General features: G+C 51.0%; 19 protein-coding genes. 8 read left to right on the forward strand and 11 right to left on the reverse strand.

Features of this window, described 5'->3' with window-relative positions; genetic code table 11:
* Nucleotides 1-23: 23 nt before the first annotated feature.
* The 3 genes from AC07OI_RS02515 to AC07OI_RS02525 form a co-directional block, all read right to left on the reverse strand.
* Nucleotides 24-821, reverse strand: a complete 798-nt coding sequence (locus tag AC07OI_RS02515) for an arylamine N-acetyltransferase family protein (protein WP_495256184.1) — start codon at nucleotides 819-821, stop codon at nucleotides 24-26.
* Nucleotides 811-1326, reverse strand: a complete 516-nt coding sequence (locus AC07OI_RS02520) for a flavodoxin family protein (RefSeq protein ID WP_492704112.1) — start codon at nucleotides 1324-1326, stop codon at nucleotides 811-813. The genes AC07OI_RS02515 and AC07OI_RS02520 overlap by 11 nt, the downstream gene beginning before the upstream one ends.
* Nucleotides 1327-1401: 75 nt before the next feature.
* A complete protein-coding gene (locus AC07OI_RS02525) occupies nucleotides 1402-1833 on the reverse strand; it encodes a PaaI family thioesterase (protein ID WP_495256185.1) in 432 nt (143 codons plus the stop codon).
* A gap of 182 nt (nucleotides 1834-2015) precedes the next feature.
* Here AC07OI_RS02525 and AC07OI_RS02530 point away from each other — a divergent pair, with 182 nt between their 5' ends.
* Nucleotides 2016-2939 carry a LysR family transcriptional regulator gene (locus AC07OI_RS02530; RefSeq protein ID WP_495256186.1) on the forward strand — a complete coding sequence of 308 codons (924 nt, stop codon included), beginning with the start codon at nucleotides 2016-2018 and terminating at the stop codon, nucleotides 2937-2939.
* On the opposite strand, the gene AC07OI_RS02535 is transcribed toward AC07OI_RS02530, so the two are convergent.
* The 5 genes from AC07OI_RS02535 to AC07OI_RS02555 form a co-directional block, all read right to left on the reverse strand.
* Nucleotides 2936-4336 (reverse strand): hypothetical protein, encoded by a 1401-nt coding sequence (locus AC07OI_RS02535; RefSeq protein ID WP_495256187.1) that lies wholly within the window; start codon nucleotides 4334-4336, stop codon nucleotides 2936-2938. The genes AC07OI_RS02530 and AC07OI_RS02535 overlap by 4 nt on opposite strands.
* Before the next feature lie 7 nt (nucleotides 4337-4343).
* Nucleotides 4344-4664: a hypothetical protein gene (locus AC07OI_RS02540; protein WP_492704116.1), complete on the reverse strand. Its 321-nt coding sequence runs from the start codon at nucleotides 4662-4664 to the stop codon at nucleotides 4344-4346.
* Nucleotides 4665-4698: 34 nt separating this feature from the next.
* Nucleotides 4699-5166, reverse strand: coding sequence for a GNAT family N-acetyltransferase (locus AC07OI_RS02545; RefSeq protein WP_495256188.1), 468 nt, complete (start codon nucleotides 5164-5166; stop codon nucleotides 4699-4701).
* A 147-nt stretch (nucleotides 5167-5313) separates the two neighbouring features.
* The gene (locus AC07OI_RS02550; protein ID WP_492704157.1) at nucleotides 5314-6552 is read right to left on the reverse strand and encodes an NCS2 family permease; all 1239 of its coding nucleotides are present in this window, start codon (nucleotides 6550-6552) and stop codon (nucleotides 5314-5316) included.
* A 269-nt stretch (nucleotides 6553-6821) separates the two neighbouring features.
* Nucleotides 6822-7730, reverse strand: coding sequence for a LysR family transcriptional regulator (locus tag AC07OI_RS02555; protein WP_495256189.1), 909 nt, complete (start codon nucleotides 7728-7730; stop codon nucleotides 6822-6824).
* A 283-nt stretch (nucleotides 7731-8013) separates the two neighbouring features.
* Here AC07OI_RS02555 and gcl point away from each other — a divergent pair, with 283 nt between their 5' ends.
* The 5 genes from gcl (at nucleotide 8014) to pyk (ending at nucleotide 14659) form a co-directional block, all read left to right on the forward strand.
* A complete protein-coding gene (gene gcl, locus AC07OI_RS02560; protein ID WP_492704120.1) occupies nucleotides 8014-9789 on the forward strand; it encodes a glyoxylate carboligase in 1776 nt (591 codons plus the stop codon).
* A gap of 110 nt (nucleotides 9790-9899) precedes the next feature.
* Nucleotides 9900-10679, forward strand: coding sequence for a hydroxypyruvate isomerase (gene hyi / locus AC07OI_RS02565; RefSeq protein ID WP_495256190.1), 780 nt, complete (start codon nucleotides 9900-9902; stop codon nucleotides 10677-10679).
* Nucleotides 10680-10720: 41 nt separating this feature from the next.
* Complete coding sequence (gene glxR / locus AC07OI_RS02570; protein WP_495256191.1) at nucleotides 10721-11608, forward strand: 2-hydroxy-3-oxopropionate reductase; 888 nt, start codon at nucleotides 10721-10723, stop codon at nucleotides 11606-11608.
* A gap of 274 nt (nucleotides 11609-11882) precedes the next feature.
* Nucleotides 11883-13151 carry a glycerate kinase type-2 family protein gene (locus AC07OI_RS02575; RefSeq protein WP_495256192.1) on the forward strand — a complete coding sequence of 423 codons (1269 nt, stop codon included), beginning with the start codon at nucleotides 11883-11885 and terminating at the stop codon, nucleotides 13149-13151.
* A gap of 83 nt (nucleotides 13152-13234) precedes the next feature.
* A complete protein-coding gene (gene pyk / locus AC07OI_RS02580) occupies nucleotides 13235-14659 on the forward strand; it encodes a pyruvate kinase (RefSeq protein WP_495256193.1) in 1425 nt (474 codons plus the stop codon).
* A gap of 33 nt (nucleotides 14660-14692) precedes the next feature.
* Here the strand turns inward: pyk and AC07OI_RS02585 are convergent, their stop codons facing one another.
* From AC07OI_RS02585 to AC07OI_RS02595, 3 genes are all read right to left on the reverse strand, one after another.
* On the reverse strand, nucleotides 14693-15355 hold the full coding sequence (locus AC07OI_RS02585) for a hypothetical protein (RefSeq protein WP_495256194.1): 663 nt from the start codon (nucleotides 15353-15355) through the stop codon (nucleotides 14693-14695).
* A gap of 46 nt (nucleotides 15356-15401) precedes the next feature.
* On the reverse strand, nucleotides 15402-15776 hold the full coding sequence (locus tag AC07OI_RS02590) for a VOC family protein (protein WP_492704126.1): 375 nt from the start codon (nucleotides 15774-15776) through the stop codon (nucleotides 15402-15404).
* Nucleotides 15777-15998: 222 nt separating this feature from the next.
* On the reverse strand, nucleotides 15999-18245 hold the full coding sequence (locus AC07OI_RS02595) for a M9 family metallopeptidase (protein WP_495256195.1): 2247 nt from the start codon (nucleotides 18243-18245) through the stop codon (nucleotides 15999-16001).
* An 832-nt stretch (nucleotides 18246-19077) separates the two neighbouring features.
* Here AC07OI_RS02595 and AC07OI_RS02600 point away from each other — a divergent pair.
* Nucleotides 19078-19335 carry a hypothetical protein gene (locus AC07OI_RS02600; RefSeq protein WP_495256196.1) on the forward strand — a complete coding sequence of 86 codons (258 nt, stop codon included), beginning with the start codon at nucleotides 19078-19080 and terminating at the stop codon, nucleotides 19333-19335.
* 37 nt (nucleotides 19336-19372) lie between these two features.
* Nucleotides 19373-20257, forward strand: a complete 885-nt coding sequence (locus AC07OI_RS02605; protein WP_492704131.1) for a sensor histidine kinase — start codon at nucleotides 19373-19375, stop codon at nucleotides 20255-20257.
* Nucleotides 20258-20277: the final 20 nt, after the last annotated feature.

Below are 20277 nucleotides of genomic sequence, written 5' to 3' on the forward strand. Positions count from 1 at the left end.
GGCTAAGAGATGACTCCCTACGTCTACCTCACCAATAACTTCCCAATATCCACATCCCCCGCCAAGCTCATCCCAAAATACTCGAGCAACAAAGCCCTGTATTCATCCTCCCCATGTATTGTATGCACGTGCCGCCCGATACTATCTGTGACTATGCATTTGTTATTCGACATGCTGACACGCCCCCCTAAAGTCGCGATCGAACAAATCGATTTCTGCGTAAAATGCGATAAAGCTGAAGTCTGCTGGTATTCACACATTTCAAAAAAATCTTCTATCGCATGAGCCTGCAAGCTGAAGCGATATTGCGCATGTCCAGCACCACCATCCTTAGCCTGCATGAGGACATAATGATGCTCGCCATCTGCAAGCAGATAATAATGCAGACCAAGTTCATGCACACCCTCGCCACCTAATTGCAGGGGCGTACGGAAGCAATCACCAAAACCCACATCGGCCAGATAATCCTGTCCATCCACACGCACCAGCAACAGCATGTGATCAAAGTCTGGTCCGTAGTCTTTGCCATTATGCACACGCGCAGACAAGCGGCTGACGGTAAATCCTAATGTCTCCAGTAACAGGGCAAAAGCCTGGTTCAGCTCATAGCAAAAACCGCCACGGCCCTGCTGCAATAATTTATCCAGCAAGGCATCCGTCGATAAATCCAGTTTCTTGCCCAGGCTGATATCAAGGTTTTCAAATGCAATCTGCTGCAGATGTGCGTGATGCAAAGCTGTCAGCGTCGCCAGGCTGACAGCGCGTGATCCCTGATATGCCAGTCTGTGCAGATAGGCATTGACTTGCGTTTCATTCAGCATGCAAAGTCTCCGTAAATCTTTCTATGGCCAGCATATGCTCGGCGTGGATGAATCCATCTTCACAACTCGCATACAACATGCCCTGATATGCCATACCCAGATAATCGAAAGTAAGCTGGAAGACTTGCTCAAAGCAAGCTGCAGGGGTGGCATCACAACCTGTGCCAAGCAAGGCTGCCTTCTTGCTACGTAATTGCCGTCCCAGGTCTTTTTCGATTTTCAGCAAGTCAGAAATCCTGTCCATGAAGGTTTTCATGATGGCGCTGGGGGCATACCAGTACATGGGGGTCGCCAGTATGATGCGGTCAAAGCTGAGTACCTGCCTCATCAAGCTCATGAAATCATCGCCCTGGTTTTTGAATTCATAATCAAAGGGCGCGATCTGATATTGATTGAGATCAATGACGCTGGCCCGGAGTTTGCTGGCAACGGCAATCGCCAGTTCAGCGGTATTACCTGTGCTTCTGGAACTGCCAACGATGATGACGGTGCGGGTTTCAGACATGGATGTGAAGAGCCAGGGGCAGGGAAGAAAGTCTTTAATATACTCCGCTACGGTAATTCTTGCATTTCTTGCAGATCAGGCCTGCACGGCCATATTGCGCACCATGGCTGTTGCCGTTGCAGTAGCGATCAAGTGACCATCCTGATATAACTCGCCAGCCAGAAAGCAAATGTCCTTGCCTTGTTTGACCACGCGTGCCTTGCCCTGTATCAGGCCAACCTTGGCTGCCCGCAGGTAAGACACATTCAGATTCAGGGTAGGGGCAAACTCCCCTGCGGCTAAAGTCGCTGCCAGCGCCGGGCCCATGCTATCGTCCAGCATGGCTGCCAGAAAACCTCCCTGGATATTGCCAGCCGGATTGGTAAATTCCGGCCTGGCCTGGAACTCGGTTTCTATCGTGCCCGCCGCTGCATCTATCTGCGTGAAACGTATGCCCAGCGTTTTTGCAGCCGCTGGAGTTGGCAGCTCACCTGCCTGTATCTGCCAAAAGAAGTTTTGCTTGTTCATATCGTTACCTGGAGAAAAGATGAACGCAGTATAAACCCGGATTCATGCATTTGCTGATCATGCCTTGACTACCTTAAAACCAGGACATCATGGTGATGTTTTCAATTAAGATCATGCATCTGCGATCCATATAAGAGCATGGATCGTATGCAAACTTGCCTATTTTAAAAACTGGAATAAACATGTCCAAGCCTGCATTCGATCCAACCCAGACTGACTGGAACCTGATACGCAGTTTTGTCGCTGTGGTCGAACAGGGCTCGCTGACACGGGCAGCAGAGGTGTTGGGCTTGAGCCAGCCCACATTGTCGCGCCAGATCGCCGAGCTGGAAAGCAGTATAGGTGCCGCCTTGTTTGAAAGGGTGGCACGTGGCTTGAAGCTGACACCCACAGGTGAAAACCTGGTCGAACCTGCACGCCATATGATGGCAGCAGCACGATCACTGGGCATGGCCGCCGCAACGCAAAATCACGATATGCAAGGTACGGTCAGGATTACGGCCAGTGAAATGGTGTCAGGCTTTGTCTTGCCAGCCTTACTGCACCAGTTGGCGCAACAGCATCCGGAAATCCAGATAGAACTGGTGGCGAGCAATCAGATCAGTAACCTGCTGGAACGTGAGGCCGACATCGCCATACGCATGGTCAGGCCAGCGCAGTCAGCTCTGATTACCCGGCATCTGACGGATTGGCCGATAGGTTTTTATGGACGTAGAGATTATCTGGCGGGCCTGCCCAGCTTGCTGACGTCTGGTCAGAATACCCCACTGGCGCTGATGAAAAAATTTCGCTGGCTGGGTCTGGATCAGTCTGACCAGTTTATCAGCGGCTTCCGTGCAGCAGGCATACCAATAGACCGCAGTTTCTTTGATTTTCGTTGCGATAACCATCTGGTCAACTGGCAAGCACTAAAGCAAGGTCTGGGCATAGGGGTTGCCATGCGCTGGCTGGCAGAACGACATACGGATCTGGAGCAAGTACTGGTCGAACAGGAACTGCCATCCCTGCCAATATGGCTGACCACGCACCGCGAACTCAAATCCAGCAAACGCATAAGGACGGTATTTGATTTTCTGGCAGAGGGACTGCTACAACACCGGTTTTAACATCCACACATGAAGTACTGATCAATATCAAACAAATACCAGCGCCCGCCTGCATTGACAAATATCACTCTGTAGGCAGGTTGATGGACGGCACTTTCCAGCATGACCCCACGATGCCAGGCTTCAGCGATGACAAAATCAGCGACACCATCACGGTCAATATCTATGCTGGTGATGCTCGCCTGAGAAAAATGCTCGAAGGTATTCGATTTCGCTTTACTATCGTATTGCAGTTTGAATGGCGCTTGCGTCGTCACTTTCGCAGGACCATGCAAGGTTGCCAGTTCGCTGCGGGTATAAAAATACAGGATCGCTTCATCTTTGGCCTTGGCTTGCAAACTTTCCAGTCTTCTTTGCGCCAGGCTCTTTACAGGTTCAGGTTGATCTTCAGATCCTATGAAACGAAAACCCTGTTTGCAACTATCCACTCCCAAACTGTATTTCAAATCCGAGCTTGCCGATTTGATGCGGCCATTCAACATCAACATGTTTTTGACAACAGGCTTTTGCAGGAATACATCGACCTTACCCAGGTCCCACCAACCTATCACATTGATGCCTGAAGGCTCATAGTTATCCCAATAAGGACCGCTGACAGGCTTGATCGCATACGGTATCTGGTATTGCCTGGATATTTCTTCGGGATTGGCAGAAGGCCTGCCCAGTTCATCCAGTGATTTGAAATATGAGGGTACCGCTGCAGGTAAAGTCAGTTGTCGTAACATGACCAGCACGCCAGTATAAAACAGGGACGAATGCAAACGGACAGTGGCATCTGCTGTCTTTTTTCCCGGTATTTCTTCTGACTTGGCCAGCTTCAATAACTCTTCCCAAGGAGCCGGTGGTTTGAAATGGGGTGAAGCTGGTTCGATGACACCGGCCATCATGTGCTGCTTCATCGCTTCAAATTCAGGTATGGGGAAACGCTTGAGCACTGGCCGTTTTTCCCAGACAAATTTGCTGTCTACAGTTTCCAGTGCTTTTTGCTGTGGACTGAGCATGGTTTCCTGGAAGTAGGAACCGGCATCTTGCAAACGCCTGAAGCTGGGGGCCATCCAGAAAGCGCGCGTCGGGAAATAATTCGTGCTTTCACTGGTGCGGTCATAGCTATCGACAAAGTCTTCCAATCGCAAAGCCTTGTCACCCAATAAATTACAGGCAATAAAACCCTGCTGCCCTTCGCCCCAGGCAATGGCACAGAATTTGGCAGTGGATGTAGCGGCATCCATTTGCACCTGGGTATTTGCCACCAGATGCGTCAGCACTTCTGCATTGGCTTCAGGTCTGGCGCGGACATTGACCCAGGAGCCATGAACCCAACGCGTCTCACTGGCATACCCATTATCACAGAGCAGACCAGCGGCAAGTAACAAAAATGGAGTTAGAGATTTTTTCATTGTCACTTCAGGCCAGGGACTGCACATACTCAAGCGCGGCTTGTGCGAGCGCAGGGAATTTCTTGCCATGCGTTGTATTCAGTACCACCCATTCTTTCATGGGGCGACCTTTGCCTGATGGGTCCCACAAAACCGCATCCTTCAGTGCAATCGCCTTCGCATGAGCATCCCCTGTCAATTTGAATACCACCGTCTCTTTATGCAATGCGACAAAAGCTTTGCCATTGATTTTGAGACAGGCCTTGCCAAACATCTGGCCAGGTTCTGCCAAGGCTGTTGTCGTCAGTTTATTGATCAGTTTGCCATATTCGGCCTGTGCATCGCTCATGTTTCACCTCATCGCATAATCTGCTCATGCTAACTCAACTGATAGTAAAAACATAGGATCGGTTTGCCCCTGATTCAGGCGCAGGGTCAGGGGCTGGCATCCAGCCAAGGGACTCGTAAAGACGGATGGCGCTGTGCATACTGTCCCAGGTGTCGAGATACAGGGTTTTCAAACCCCTTTGTTTCGCTTCCGACATCAATGCTGTCAACAAGCTGCGCCCTATGCCTTTGCCACGATAACGGCGATCGACATGAAAACCAAACACTTTTGCTTCTTGCGCATTTACCATTGCTATGGCTTCCAACGCGATGCAGCCGCAAACCTGCTGATCAAATTCGGCAACCAGTTCGATGAGATTTTTACTGACAGGCAAACCCGCTGAACCTATGGCGGCATCAAGACCATCAAACTCAACCACCAGATTGAAATCTGCAAGTGATGCCTGTACCAGCTTGCGTATCTGCAGGTTATCTGCCTCACCCGCACGTCTTACGACTACCATGTTTACTCCATTCCTGATCCTCTCGCTACAATATGATGGAGTATGCAGCAAATATTATATGGTTCTGTATTTCATCGAAAATATCGCAAAAAAAGACAGCGCAGTTTCCTGCGCTGTCTTCAGTTGTAGCTGCGTTTTATACTTGCTTCAACCTGCACCGAGATAAACGAATTTGAACAGGAATATTGCAGCTATCGCCCAAACAATGATCTTGACTTCTTTGGCACGTCCACTCAACAATTTCAGGACAGCAAATGCAATAAAGCCAAATGCTACACCGGTTGCAATCGAATAAGTAAAAGGCATCAACAAAGCGGTGATGGCGGCAGGTACGCTTTCTGTGGTGTCTGTCCAGTCGATTTCAACCAGTTCACGCAACATCAGGCAAGACACATAGAACAGGGCTGGAGCCGTAGCACAGAATGGAACTACGCTGGCCAGCGGCGCAATAAACAAACAGGCCAGAAACAGCAGGCCAACAGCCACGGCTGTCAAACCTGTACGGCCTCCGGCTTCCACACCGGCCGCGCTTTCTATGTAAGCAGTAGTACTGGAAGTGCCCAAAAAAGAGCCTGCGACGATGGCCGTACTGTCAGCCAGCAGTGCCTTGTTCAGTCTTTCCATTTTGCCGTTGACCAGCAAACCGGCACGGCTGGCAACGCCCATCAAGGTACCTGTTGCATCAAACAATTCCACCAGAAAAAATACCAGTACGACATTCAGGATACCAACGGAAAGTGCTCCCATGATATCCAGCTTGAACAGGGTAGGATCGAGGGAAGGCGGCATGGAAACAACACCGTTGAAAGTATTACCGGCAAAGAAGAAACTCAATACCGTCACACTCAGGATGCCGATCAGGATTGAGCCTTTGATACGGTAGCGGTCCAGCGCCACGATGAGGAAGAAACCCAGTATGGCCAAAATGGGCTGTGGCTTGTGCAAGTCACCAATACCCACCATGGTGGCAGGATTGGCAACCACAATGCCGGAATTTTTCAGTGCGATCAGACCCAGGAACAAGCCTATACCCACCGTGATGGCGGTACGTATGGAACGCGGTATGCCATTGACGATCATCTCACGCAATTTGAAGACGCTGACTGCGACAAACAGGCAGCCGGAGATGAAGACAGCACCCAGCGCCGCTTCCCATGGTATGCCCATGCCCTTGACGACGGCATAAGTAAAGTAGGCGTTCAGGCCCATGCCCGGTGCCAGCGCCATGGGATAGTTGGCATACAGGCCCATGATCATGGTACCGATTGCGGCGGCGAGACAGGTGGCGACAAAGACTGCGTCCTTGGGCATGCCTGCGTCACCCAATATCGACGGGTTGACGAAAATGATATAAGCCATGGTCAGGAAGGTAGTCAGACCCGCCAGTAATTCTGTACGTACATCGGTACCGTTTTCTCTTAGCTTGAAAAATTTGTCGAGAAAGGAAAGCTGCGCAGGGCTGTGGCTAACGGGCCTGTTGCTATCTTGTGCAGCCGGAATTTGCTCGGAAGTTAACACGTTTGTCTCCTCAATTTTGGATATACCAATTGAACATAATTAGAATTTGTGAAAGGACGATATCCTAATTTTTTCAAAGTCCAAGCTGAGGAATATCTATAGATGCTATTTGAATTTGAATATGTGTATGGTTTTCATTAACTCTTTAACCAATAATCTGGCTGCGCGTAGATTGCTTTCAAAGCATCAATAAAAAAACGCGTCTTCACAGGCAAATGCCGTTGCTGCGGATACACAGCGACGATGTCGTATTGTGGCAAGGCATAATCATCGAGCACGGTAATCAATTCACCAGAAATCAATTGCGCCTGTATTTCCCACGAAGAACGCCAGGCCAGGCCCAGGTCTTCGCAAGCCCAGCGGTGTAGTAATTCACCATCATTGCAATCCAGATTGCCAGCGACCTTGATGGTCACAGGTTTGCCGTTTTGCTGGAAATACCAGCCGCGCTGTTGTCCGCCCTGCAAGTTGAAGGCAAGGCAATTGTGCTGCGCCAGGTCTTCCAGTGTGCGCGGTATGCCATGCCGCTCAAAATAGGCTGGCGTGCCACAGACCACACGGCGGTTGCTGGCCAGTTTTACGGCAACAAAATTTGGATCAATATTGCCGCCTATGCGTATGCCCAGGTCATAACCTTCACGTATCAGATCGACTACCCTGTCAGTCAGGTTGAAGGAAATCTGCACGGCTGGATTGGCCTTGACGAATTGCGGCGCATGCGGTGCCACGTGCTTGCGCCCGAAAGCGGCAGGTGCTGAGACGATAAGATGGCCGGTAGCCTTGTGCCGTCCCTCGGATACCAGTTGATCGGCATAACCCAGGTCAGCCAGCAATTTGCGGCAATGATCGAGATAGACCGTACCCTGCTCTGTCAGCGTCAGATGGCGGGTGCTGCGGTGCATAAGTTTGACGCCCAGGCGTTTTTCCAGTGCATCGATGCGGCGGCCCAGCATGACCGGGGTGATGTTCTGGCCCAGGGCGGCGCGGGCCAGACTGCCTTTTTCAACGACATCAACGAAGGCTTCGATTTGGGTGAGTTTGTCCATGGTTTATCCATGTGAATTTGGCATGAAGACCTCTCACCACAGAGGAGGAAAAGACTTCTTGCAAGAAGTCTTCGTTTCGCAAGCGAGTGGCATGCCACTCGAATTCCTTGCTACACCACTGAGGCACAAAGGGGCACAGAAAAATCTTGAGATGGTTTTATTATTCCATACTTGAAGTATCGAATAAAGCGAGAATTTGTCGTCTTATCACGCTGGGGTTTTGCCTTTAGCATGTGTTTCAACAGCTGCATACACACGACTAATAGCAAAACTGGAGAACGAAATGGCAAAGATGACGGCTGCGCAAGCGGCGGCTTATGTGTTGGAAAAAGAAGGCGTGCATCAGGCATTTGGGGTGCCGGGTGCTGCGATCAACCCGTTTTATGCTGCGTTAAAGAAGCAGGGCACCATCAAGCACATACTGGCGCGTCATGTTGAGGGTGCCTCTCACATGGCAGAAGGCTATACCCGCGCCCAGGCTGGCAATATCGGCGTCTGCATAGGCACATCCGGCCCGGCGGGTACGGACATGATTACCGGTCTGTATTCTGCCCAGGCAGATTCCATACCCATACTCTGCATTACTGGCCAGGCACCAAGGGCGCGTCTGTACAAGGAAGACTTCCAGGCTGTCGATATCGAATCCATCGCCAAGCCTGTCACCAAGTGGGCGGTGACTGTACGCGAACCGGCGCTCGTGCCCATGGTGTTCCAGCAAGCTTTTCACATCATGCGTTCTGGCCGCCCAGGCCCGGTGCTGATTGATTTGCCATTCGATGTGCAAATGGCCGAGATAGAATTTGACCCGGATACCTATCAACCGCTGGAAGTGTATAAACCCAAGGCCAGCCGTGCCCAGATAGAAAAAGCCCTGGACATGTTGAACCAGGCTGAGCGTCCTTTGATTACCGCTGGTGGCGGCATCATCAATGCCAATGCTGCAAATTTGCTGGTGGAATTTGCCGAACTGACTGGCGTGCCTGTCATACCTACCCTGATGGCCTGGGGTGCGATAGCTGATGATCACCCTTTGATGGTGGGCATGGTCGGTTTGCAAACCAGCCATCGCTATGGCAATGCCACCATGCTGGCATCTGACTTTGCAATGGGCATAGGTAATCGCTGGGCCAACCGGCATACCGGCTCCATTGATGTGTTTACCAAGGACAGGAAATTTGTCCACATCGATATAGAACCCACGCAAATCGGTCGCGTCTTTGGCCCGGACTTTGGCATCGTCTCTGATGCAGGTGCAGCTTTAAAACTATTGATCGATGTCGCCAGAGAATGGAAAGCCGCAGGCAAGCTCAAAGACCGTTCTGCCTGGGTAGCAGAGTGTCAGGAGCGCAAACGCACTATGTTACGCCGCACGCATTTTGACAATGTGCCGGTGAAGCCGCAGCGCGTCTATGAAGAAATGAACAAGGCCCTTGGCCGTGAAACCTGCTACGTCAGCACTATCGGTTTATCACAAATCGCGGCTGCGCAATTCCTGCATGTGTATTACCCACGTCACTGGATCAATTGCGGCCAGGCTGGCCCGCTGGGCTGGACCATACCGGCAGCACTCGGTGTCTGCGCTGCGGATCCGCAGAGGCAAGTTGTCGCCATCTCCGGCGATTATGACTTCCAGTTCATGATAGAAGAACTGGCCGTCGGCGCGCAATTCAAACTGCCTTACCTGCATGTGGTCGTCAACAATTCCTACCTGGGTTTGATACGCCAGTCGCAGCGCGGCTTTGACATGGATTATTGCGTGCAACTGGCTTTTGAAAACATCAATGCACCAGAACTGAATGGTTACGGGGTAGATCACATCGCCGTGGTCGAAGGCCTTGGTTGCAAGGCCATACGTGTGACCGAACCCAGTGCCATTGCGGATGCCTTTGCCCAGGCCCAGCGCTGGATGCAAGAGTTCCGCGTGCCTGTGGTCGTTGAAATCATACTGGAACGCGTGACCAATATCGCCATGGGCACCGAGATCAGCAATATCAATGAATTTGAAGAGCTGGCGACGGAAGATGGTCATGCACCCACTGCCATCGCCCTGCTCGATTAATTAAAACAGATACAAACCTTTCAGGTACCAGGCCTCCCCGCCTGATGCCCCGTAGACTCCCGTGGCCTGGCTGCGGGAGGCTTACGGTCACTCATCTACAAGGATATGCGATGACCAGACTGGCCGCCAATCTCAGCATGTTATTTACCGAACATGCATTCCTCGACCGCTTTGCCGCCGCCGCGCAGGCAGGTTTCAAGGCTGTGGAATTTTTGTTTCCCTATGCTTTTGAAGTAAAACAGATCGCAGAAAAACTTCAGGAAAATAATCTGCAACTGGTATTGCACAACCTGCCCGCAGGTAACTGGGAAGCAGGTGAACGCGGTATCGCCTGCCACCCTGACCGTGTCGATGAATTCCGTCAGGGTGTGGATATCGCCATCGCTTATGCAAAAGCCTTGAATGTCACGCAACTGAATTGCCTGGTCGGCATACGTCCGGCAAATGTCAGTAAAGAAGAAGCAGAGCAAACCCTGGTTGGTAATCTGCGCTACGCCGCTGACAAACTGAAAGCCGCGAATATCAGCCTGCTCATCGAAGCCATCAATACCTTCGACATACCTGGTTTCTTTTTATCCGGTACGCAGCAGGCACTGGATTTGATACACGCCACCGGTTCAGACAATATCTTTGTGCAATACGACATCTATCACATGCAACGCATGGAAGGTGAGTTGATCAATACCATCAAGAATCATCTGGGCAAAATCAAACATATACAACTGGCCGACAACCCAGGGCGCTTTGAACCTGGCACAGGCGAAATCAATTACCACACTGTCTTCGCTGCACTGGACGACATGGGTTATCAAGGCTGGGTAGGTTGCGAATACAAACCGCAGAACGGTACTGTGGCTGGGCTCGGCTGGATTAAATCGCACGGTCTTTGAGATGTCTTAAACAAACAACTACAACATTATCAGGAACTATCATGGCTAAAATTGGATTTATAGGTTTGGGTATCATGGGCGCACCTATGGCCGGGCATTTGCAGGCGGGTGGGCATAAGCTGTATTTGCACGACATCAAGAACCCGCCGTTTGAATTGATAGAACGCGGTGCCACGGTGTGTACTTCGGGCGAAGAAGTCGCCAAGCGTGCTGACATCATCATCATCATGGTGCCGGATACACCGCATGTAGAAGCGGCGCTGTTTGGCGAGAGCGGTGTTGCTGCTGGCCTCGAAGCTGGCAAGATCGTGGTCGATATGAGTTCCATCTCGCCGATTGCCACCAAGGATTTTGCAAAAAAAATCAATGCCCTGAAATGCGATTACCTGGATGCTCCAGTGTCCGGTGGCGAAGTCGGTGCCAAGGCTGCCAGCCTGACCATCATGGTCGGTGGTTCTGAAGCTGCCTTTGACAAGGTCAAACCCCTGTTCGAATTGATGGGCAAGAACATCACCCTGGTTGGTGGCAATGGTGATGGCCAGACCACCAAGGTTGCCAACCAGATCATCGTTGCCCTGAACATACAGGCCGTGGCTGAAGCCCTGCTGTTTGCATCCAAGGCCGGTGCTGATCCAGCCAGGGTCAGGCAGGCATTGATGGGTGGCTTTGCCGCATCGCGCATACTCGAAGTGCATGGCGAACGCATGGTCAAGCGCACTTTCAACCCCGGCTTCAGGATAGAACTGCATCAAAAAGACTTGAACCTGGCTCTGCAAGGGGCAAAAGCTTTGGGTGTATCTTTGCCAAATACCGCAACAGCGCAGGAATTGATGAATGCCTGTTCCGCCAACGGCATGCGTGGCCTCGATCACTCGGCTCTGTGCCGTGCGATAGAGATCATGTCTAATCATGAGATTGCCAAGGCTTGATCGTTGTTAGCCCTCAACAGTGAATGCACGAAAAAAATTCACCTGGCGATGAGCTGTTTGAAGGCATACTTGATTTGAAATCAGTATTCAATAGTTCACGTAAATGAATTTACTCGTAGGTTGGGCTACGCTTCATCAGCCCAACACTCGGCATCTCAATGACGCATGAGTTGATCAAAGGCCCAGTGTTGGGCTGGTAAACCATAGCCCAACCTACGAGGCCGGACCCAACCTACGAAGTTACTTGGCATCACCCGTTTCAAGAAAGCCCCAAATGACCACCCTAGCTCCACGCCAGTTCTTGCTCGACCTCTACACCAGCGCCGTCGCCGCCGTCAGCGCAGAGAAATGCCTGCCTGCTTTCCTGCCCACACCACCAGCAAAAGGCCGCACCCTGGTCATTGGTGCCGGTAAAGGCGCGGCTGCCATGGCCAAGGTGGTGGAAGATCATTGGCAGGGTGAACTCTCTGGGCTGGTAGTAACGCGCTACGGCCATGGTGCAGACTGCCGCAAGATAGAAGTGGTGGAAGCCGCCCACCCTGTACCCGATGAAGCAGGCAAGCAGGCTGCCGCGCGTATTTTGAATATGGTGCAAGGCCTGAGCAAGGATGACCTTGTACTCTGTTTGATCTCTGGCGGCGGCTCAGCCTTGCTGGCCCTGCCTGCAGATGGCATCAGCCTGGAACAGAAACAGGCCATCAACAAGGCTTTGCTGAAAAGCGGGGCGGCAATTTCAGAAATGAATTGCGTGCGCAAGCATTTGTCGGCCATCAAGGGTGGCCGCCTGGCACTGGCTTGCGCGCCAGCACGGGTAGTGACTTTGCTGATATCCGACGTGCCCGGTGACGAACCCGGCATCATCGCCAGCGGCCCCACCCTGCCCGATGCCACCACTTGTGCAGAAGCTTTGGCAATCTTGCGCAAATACGACATCGCCATTCCTGCGGAGATTTTGCAGCATCTGGAAAGTGGTAAGGGCGAAACACCCAAACCGGATGATGTCCGTTTTGAAGGCCATAGCCACCATGTCATCGCCACTGCACAGGAAGCACTCGAAGCCGCAGCAGCCACGGCACGTGCAGCAGGTATCACACCCTATATCCTGTCGGACGGCATAGAAGGTGAGGCACGCGATGTTGCCCTGGTACATGCTGCCCTTGCAAAGCAGGTTGCCAGACATGGCCAGCCTTTCCAGAAGCCTTGCGTGCTTATTTCAGGCGGTGAAACCACCGTCACCGTACGTGGTAAGGGACGTGGTGGCCGCAATGCAGAATTTTTGCTGAGCCTGGCAGTAGCACTCGACGGCCACGCAGATATCCACGCCATCGCCTGTGATACTGACGGCATAGATGGTTCGGAAGACAATGCCGGGGCACTGTATGCGCCGGATTCCATCGCCCGCGCTGCAACGAAGCAGATGCGCGCCCGCAGCCTGCTGGAAAACAATGACGGCTATGGTTTTTTCAGCGCACTCGATGACCTCGTCGTCAGTGGTCCCACGCGTACCAACGTCAACGACTTCCGCGCCATCCTCATACTGTAGGCCGCACTTAAACATTCAATGACAGCAAGTACAGGGTGCAGCGCACCAGGACGGCTGTCGTCTTTAACAAATGAAAGCAAGCCATGAACCGCAGCCGTAAAGCCAAAATTCTCGCCACCCTGGGTCCTGCCAGCAGCAGCAGGGAAATGATCAAGGCATTGTTTGAAGCCGGTGCTGATGTATTCCGCTTCAACTTCAGCCACGGCAGCCATGCCGACCATCAACTGCGTTGCAATATCGTGCGTGAGATCGAGGCAGAACTGGGCCGCCCCATCGCCATCCTGGCGGATCTGCAAGGGCCAAAACTGAGGGTAGGGCAATTCAGTGCTGGCAGAGTGATCCTGACAGCCGGACAGGAATTCATACTCGACAGCGATAGCACACCAGGTGATGCAAACCGGGTTTGCCTGCCACATCCTGAATTGTTCGCCGTCATCACTGCAGGGCAATCATTATTACTTGACGATGGCAAGCTGCGCCTGCAAGTCATGGACAGTGATGCAAGCATGATACGCACCCGCGTCATCAATGGCGGCGCACTGTCTGATCGCAAGGGGGTGAATGTGCCCGATGCGGTCTTGCCTATACCGGCACTGACTGAAAAAGATAAACGCGATCTGGAATTTGCACTCAATATGGGCGCAGACTGGATAGCCCTGTCCTTTGTGCAAAGGCCAGAAGATGTGGCAGAAGCCAAAGCCCTGGTCGCAGGACGTGCGGGGGTATTGTCCAAGCTGGAAAAACCGGCGGCGCTAGACAGGCTGGAAGAAATCGTCGCGGTGTCAGATGCCATCATGGTGGCACGTGGTGACCTGGGGGTGGAGTTGCCGCCAGAACGCGTACCCGGTGTACAAAAACGCATACTGCGCGTCTGCCGCAGCCATGGCAAACCCATAGTCATCGCTACCCAGATGCTGGAGTCCATGATAGCCGCACCCGTGCCCACCCGCGCCGAAGCATCTGATGTCGCCAGCGCGATTTATGATGGGGCAGATGCAGTCATGCTGTCGGCAGAATCGGCCAGTGGTGCCCACCCGGTCGCAGCGGTTGAGATCATGGACCGCATCATCTCGGAAGTCGAGCGTGACCCCTTGTATAAAAACATGATCGCCGCCCAGCATGAAACACCGCAAAATAACAAGGGCGATGCCATCTGCGCTGCACTGCGCGAAGTTACGCAGATAGTGGGTGCAGTTGCTACTGTCACTTATACCACCTCCGGCCATACCAGCCTGCGTGCCGCACGTGAAAGGCCAATGGCGCCGATACTCAGCATCACACCCAAACTGGCAACAGCACGTCGTCTGGCGCTGGTTTGGGGGGTGCATTCCAGCGTCAGCGATGTTGTACCCAACGAAGACATACTGGTCGCCACCGCATGCCGCACGGCCTGGCAAGAAGGCCTGGCACAAGTCGGTGAGCAAATCGCGATTACTGCTGGCGTGCCATTTGGTCAACCAGGTTCTACCAATTTACTACGCATAGCCGAGATCTGGCCGCAACATTAGATAGTTTGTGAAGTGGCGGTATTTGAATTCATCTCACCAGAATTTCCACCACTTTTTTTCTTCTTTTGTGAGTTTGAAAAAATGGTATTCCGGTTCAAGATCCGTCTCCCAAGGACAAACTGAAAAGTACTTTTGCAAGGCTTCATAAAGCATGCGCGACGTGAGGCCGTATTCATAGATTTCGATTTCCCTGTCACCCTGATAATAGACTTTGTGACGTTCTTCCGGCGGAACCTCATCATCTTCTTCCAGATAGTATTTGGCTGATAACCACAGGTTCTCAAAATCCTTGGGAGTACCCCTCTCCATCAGGGGTGGCAGTTGCGGTACCCCGGTTGTTTGCAAGCGCGACCGCGTTCTCTGTCCCTGCTCTATCAATGCATAGCCAAAACTGCCACCCGATTCATAGTGACAGAAGATCAGTATTTCATCCGGCGAGCCCAGGATTTTATACAGTTCAGTAACATCTTTTTCCTGATCTTCCAGATAGTCCCAGACCAGGTCGTTGTTACTGATAAAACATACATCTCCAAAATTCTGGACCATGATGTCATCATGGCGTCGTATGTCAAAATCCCTGAAGTTTGGATGTGGTATCAGCAGCGCATTTGACTTGCACAAAGCGGCTATCAATGACGGTAAATCATTGGCAGCAGTTGTACGCCTGAAAACCAGTCCTGCCTGAGCAACACCCATGTTTATCCTTGTTTTTTAGAATTGAATGACAATACCGTCACCGGCATTACTCCCAGACATTGACATCGCTGGCTGTATGGAAATCCGGACGCTGCGGATTGACGACGCAAAACCTGTGCCCGGTTGGTGCTTCCATGACGATCCAGCGCTCCATGATCTTGACGACTTTGGCACCGAGTTTTTCCAGGCGCTGTACTTCTGCTTCCTTGTTGTCGGTTTCTATGTCGAGATGTATGCGGCTGGGGTGCTCCACCTTTTGCAACAACATTTTCGGGCCAGTGGGAGTGGCATCAAGAACGACGTATTTGTCGTCCGCATCCCCTGCTGCGTAACCTAAGGCCCCAGCCCAGAAATTGGCTCCCGGGTCGATATCATCCACCTGACAATCAATCACAAAACATGCCAATCGACTTTTATGCATCTTGATCTCCTGTGACTTGTTTATTCCGTTTTCCTGATCGAACTCAGGGATGCATAAAGGATAGCAAAAAAACAGGATGTTGACCGCACTGCTTGGTGTGCCTTCTGGTAAAAACAAAAAAGGGACAGACATCCAAGATGTCTGTCCCAACACTCATTTGCTTTTTATAGGTGGCTTTCCGTTTTGTGTAAGCCTTGTTTGCGAGATTTCAGTTTGCCGCTATCAGTCGTAAGTTGCAGACACACTCACACCAGAGAAACTCTGTCTGGCGTTGAGCATGATGTAGTACCAGCGATTGGCAACTGGATTGGCGATGGTGACGCTTTCATCATTGCCGCTCTTGACTGAACCGTAGTCGTAGATACCCGTGCTTGGATATTTATCCACAGAGACATATAAATCCACGTCACCGGTACCGCCGCTGGTAGTCAGCTTCAGGTTTTTCGCGCCAGCAGGAACCATGATGTAGGTGTAGGCTTGCGTGCTGGAAGCAAAATTACGCTTCACGCAGTTTTTAGCGAGATAGCTACCGGCCGGGCAATCTGGCAGGCTGTTATCGACTGGCAATGGTGGTTCGCCAGCAGTAGTGACTGTAGTCATCCATGTGCTGAACTCATTGTCGTAACGTGTACCTATATTGTTCATATAGGTTTGGTAACCATCGTAATCACCGACACGGAACTTGGCGATGACAGCATCAACATCACTGCGGTGTTTTTCCATCATGAAGCGGGTTGCCATGTAGCCCCAGTTATAGGCACGTGTCACATAATCAGACATGGAATAAGTATTGCCAAAAATCTGGCTGAGCTTATAGTTAGTGCCTGTTCTGGTTGCGTCTATGGCTTTCTGGTTATTGTTTTTCAATGACAGGTATTCGGCTATGCCTTCTATCCACCAGACTGTAGGCTTGGCAGTACCAGCACCGAAGTCACCTTTCATGTCGAAACGGCCATCGAGATAATGGACATATTCATGTTGCAAATTCCAGACCTGAAATGTCGGACGCAGCCAGGACGCTTCATGCGCAACAAAACGCGCCTGGTTACCTGCAACAGCAGGGTCACCTTCGAGATACATGCCGCCATTGTTTGTGTCAATGCCATATAGTATGGATGCATATTTGCTGTAGTTGGTGTAGTCATCAAACACCACTACTTCCAGCGCCGTATTGCCGTCACCTGCTACTGGCTGACGCTTGCTTTGCAACATGGTGTGGAAATAATTTTCCTCGGTTGCCAGCATGGAGCATGAATCCTGCATCTGTGCCGTAGTCATATCCTGGGCACGGATTTTCAGACTGGGGCTGCAAGTGTAGTTGTTTTTGAGAATGTTATTAGCCAGCGTGGTCTCGTAATTACAAGTACCGTATTCTGCGCAATTGGCATTGTCATAGTACTTGACCGCAGATGCCGCGTTCAGCCACAACATGCTGTCGTTACCTGTCATGGTCGAATGGCTGAGCTGGTACTTGACCATAGGCTTGACCGTAGGCTGCAGGTTGGCATACTGCATGAAACGGAAGGCTTCATTCTCGGTATCGCTGAGCTGGTATTCGAGGCTGGTGCCCAGCAATGCGGCCTTGTTATTGACGACAAAATTATTCAGTGCCGTCGCGTAGGATATATCGTTACGCAAGATAGCCAAGGCATCCGGACGTGAATGACCGTAGAAGAGAATAGTCAGCGCGGCCGTGTAAGCATCAGCAACGGTGGATGACTTCAGCGCATCTGTGGCTGCCGGGTTAGATGCAGTATTGGTATAACGTGTGACGATGTTTTTTACGCTGGACAGGTAATAGGCTTCATCATGCAGGTTGGTCACCAGTTTCAAGGTTTCAGCTGCCGTACTTGGGCCGACCGTATTGGTCTTGAACAGTTGATTGCCATCCACCAGTTGTTTGATAGGCCCGCGCATGCTGGTCAGATAATTCGCCGATGGTGCCGGTATCGTGTTGCCGCCAGCCAGATAGTAACCGGCGCGCAGGTAAATGATCAGGTTGACCAAGGCCATATTGGTGGCATTGTAGTTCGCCGCTTCTTGTGCAAAGCGATTGATGACTGCAGTGAAATTGGCTGGTGAATACACTTTCGCTGCATCAGTAGCATTCAGCGAAAACAAGCCGTAATGGCATTCATAGCTCGGCAGGTTGACAATGTAAGTGGCCAGTGCGTCGCCACTATAACCAGCCAGGGTTGCCATGTTTTTGCAATCATCCGATGGTGGTGGCGCCATCAGGTTTTTTTGTTTATTGACGATGCCCAGATCCAGGCGTGCTGCGTTCGTTGGTGGCAAATTGAATTTCTTTTGTTCTGCCGTTGGCGGCAAACTCTGCCTTTGATGCGGCATGGGTGCTTGCTTCAAGCGCGTATGGTCTTCCGCATCTGCAGCGTGAACCAATTGCGTGAACCCCGTGAAACTAAGAGCCAATACTCCCGCCATGCTTGCTATTTTATTTGGATATAACATGTAAAACGTCTCCCTGATTGTTTAAGAGCTTCAGGCAATACCATCCCCTTCAGGCTTTTTCATTCGATAGCTTGTAAACTATCGCCGCCTGAATGACTTGAAGAAGGTTTTTACCAGCCCCATATATGTAGAAGCAGCAGACATGCATCTGCATGCCGCTGCTTCCCTGTCTCAATGCCTGAACACTCCCTATTAATTAGCGTCGGACATTGCATTACCAAATCGCATTGACTAAATTTGCTTATGATTTGGTTGAAATATATTAGTAATATATTTTATAAATATCTAGGTCGAAATTAACAAAACCATAAAATTGGGCGCTTGTTAGCAAGCGCGGAATTTTAGCGGTGCAAGTGATTGATTGGAAAGAATAATGTTTTGAAAAGTTGTAATTAGACGTAACAGAACAAAATTTTCTTAAGTCACGAAAAAACTTTTCATTTCGAATCTCTAAAGATCGCTCGACATAGGCCTGTGATCTGCCAAGGGTGAGTAAACAAAATCCTTGTTTTCGGCTCTACCAGACTGGTGTCATGGAACAAATAAAGCTGCTTTTTAACAGCAAATGTTTGCCATAAGCATAACTTACCTTCACGTCCCATCGCCATATAGCCCCCCATTTATCCTCCAAAATGACCGTTGGACCATAGCAAGATACTGTTAGTCGCAAGAGACTGTGGCCTGATAAAAGTGCCTGCTATTCTGCCTACATGGATGCAGTAAGTCATCCAGCAAACAGGAGAGAAAAATGAATTCTGGAATAGAAAAAAACGAAAAAACAGAAAACACCACTTTGGTCACCGTTGAAACAACAACTAACAGGAGCGATAACATGAACAGCACAAACAATAACCCAGTACTGGACTTTGTCAAAAACCTGGCAGAGACAATGGCATATGTAGGCCGCGAAGCTTTTGACTGGGTATTGAAGGCATCCTGGAAAAAACTCTTGCTGACTTCTTTGCTGACGTTGATCACTGGCGGCATATTGCATTTATCATCACTGGCGAATGGCCTGGTGTTTGGCGCTATCATCGTCAAATTGTTTGCTGACAAAGATAAGACAGCAACAAATCCACAAACTGAATAAGCCGCTTTGAACGATAAGCGGCGCATGGAAAGTTAGTATGAAACATCGCGACGATAACAAGGTACTCGACCTGATCATGGATATCACCGATACGGTAACCGTGGTCTGGTGGAAGTTCTTTGACTGGCTGGCCGTAGTCCCCTGGTCATCTTTACTGGGCATCTCGCTGGTCGCCATGATAGTAGGAGGTGCCCTGGGACTGGGTGGCCTGATGCCTGCACTGGTGTTCGCCTCTTTCATCATCAAGAGCCTGGCGGGCGGCAAGCGTAGTGCAGAGATCGCCGCCACTGCGGCAGCAACCCGCGCCGATGTTGAAGCACTGGAACGCAGACTGCTGGAAGCAGAGATGGCAGCCTTGCAGGCGCAGATAGAGCCACACTTTTTATTCAACACCCTGGCTTTGATAGGTCAGCTCATAGAAACCAATCCTGCACAAGCCACCATCGTGCACCAGCACCTGATCAAATACCTGCGCTCGGCCATGCCGCAAATGCGCGACAAGGGTAATGGCAAGCTGGGCCAGCAAATGGAGATGTGCCGCGCCTATTTGAACATCATGCAGGCACGCATGCAGGAACGTCTTACTTACGATATAGACTTGCCATCTGAGCTGGAATTCCTGCCTTTTCCTTCGATGATGATACAAACCCTGGTGGAAAATTCCATCAAGCATGGCCTGGAACCCAAGACCACAGGCGGGCATATCCGCATCACGGCAAAAAAAGTCGATGGGCAATTGCTGGTCGAGGTGAGCGACAACGGCATGGGCTTTGACATGCATGCCGACGATGGCATGGGTCTGACGAATATACGTGAGCGCCTGAAAGTGCTGTACTCAGGCAAGGCACAGTTGGTGATTGAAGCACCGCAAGCGGGTGGTGCAGTCGTCGGCATACTTGTGCCTGTAGACACAAAGCAATAACAATACTATTCTTATTCATT

It is taken from the genome of Undibacterium sp. GW821-FHT07F11 (assembly GCF_059418665.1).

Coding starts and splice junctions, on each gene's coding strand:
- AC07OI_RS02590 (WP_492704126.1), bottom strand. CDS start 15,776: ATGCATAAAAGTCGATTGGCATGTTTTGTGATTGATTGTCAGGTGGAT.
- AC07OI_RS02575 (WP_495256192.1), top strand. CDS start 11,883: ATGACCACCCTAGCTCCACGCCAGTTCTTGCTCGACCTCTACACCAGC.
- AC07OI_RS02595 (WP_495256195.1), bottom strand. CDS start 18,245: ATGTTATATCCAAATAAAATAGCAAGCATGGCGGGAGTATTGGCTCTT.
- gcl (WP_492704120.1), top strand. CDS start 8,014: ATGGCAAAGATGACGGCTGCGCAAGCGGCGGCTTATGTGTTGGAAAAA.
- AC07OI_RS02520 (WP_492704112.1), bottom strand. CDS start 1,326: ATGTCTGAAACCCGCACCGTCATCATCGTTGGCAGTTCCAGAAGCACA.
- AC07OI_RS02605 (WP_492704131.1), top strand. CDS start 19,373: ATGAAACATCGCGACGATAACAAGGTACTCGACCTGATCATGGATATC.
- AC07OI_RS02525 (WP_495256185.1), bottom strand. CDS start 1,833: ATGAACAAGCAAAACTTCTTTTGGCAGATACAGGCAGGTGAGCTGCCA.
- glxR (WP_495256191.1), top strand. CDS start 10,721: ATGGCTAAAATTGGATTTATAGGTTTGGGTATCATGGGCGCACCTATG.
- AC07OI_RS02540 (WP_492704116.1), bottom strand. CDS start 4,664: ATGAGCGATGCACAGGCCGAATATGGCAAACTGATCAATAAACTGACG.
- hyi (WP_495256190.1), top strand. CDS start 9,900: ATGACCAGACTGGCCGCCAATCTCAGCATGTTATTTACCGAACATGCA.
- pyk (WP_495256193.1), top strand. CDS start 13,235: ATGAACCGCAGCCGTAAAGCCAAAATTCTCGCCACCCTGGGTCCTGCC.
- AC07OI_RS02600 (WP_495256196.1), top strand. CDS start 19,078: ATGAACAGCACAAACAATAACCCAGTACTGGACTTTGTCAAAAACCTG.
- AC07OI_RS02535 (WP_495256187.1), bottom strand. CDS start 4,336: ATGAAAAAATCTCTAACTCCATTTTTGTTACTTGCCGCTGGTCTGCTC.
- AC07OI_RS02515 (WP_495256184.1), bottom strand. CDS start 821: ATGCTGAATGAAACGCAAGTCAATGCCTATCTGCACAGACTGGCATAT.
- AC07OI_RS02585 (WP_495256194.1), bottom strand. CDS start 15,355: ATGGGTGTTGCTCAGGCAGGACTGGTTTTCAGGCGTACAACTGCTGCC.
- AC07OI_RS02555 (WP_495256189.1), bottom strand. CDS start 7,730: ATGGACAAACTCACCCAAATCGAAGCCTTCGTTGATGTCGTTGAAAAA.
- AC07OI_RS02530 (WP_495256186.1), top strand. CDS start 2,016: ATGTCCAAGCCTGCATTCGATCCAACCCAGACTGACTGGAACCTGATA.
- AC07OI_RS02545 (WP_495256188.1), bottom strand. CDS start 5,166: ATGGTAGTCGTAAGACGTGCGGGTGAGGCAGATAACCTGCAGATACGC.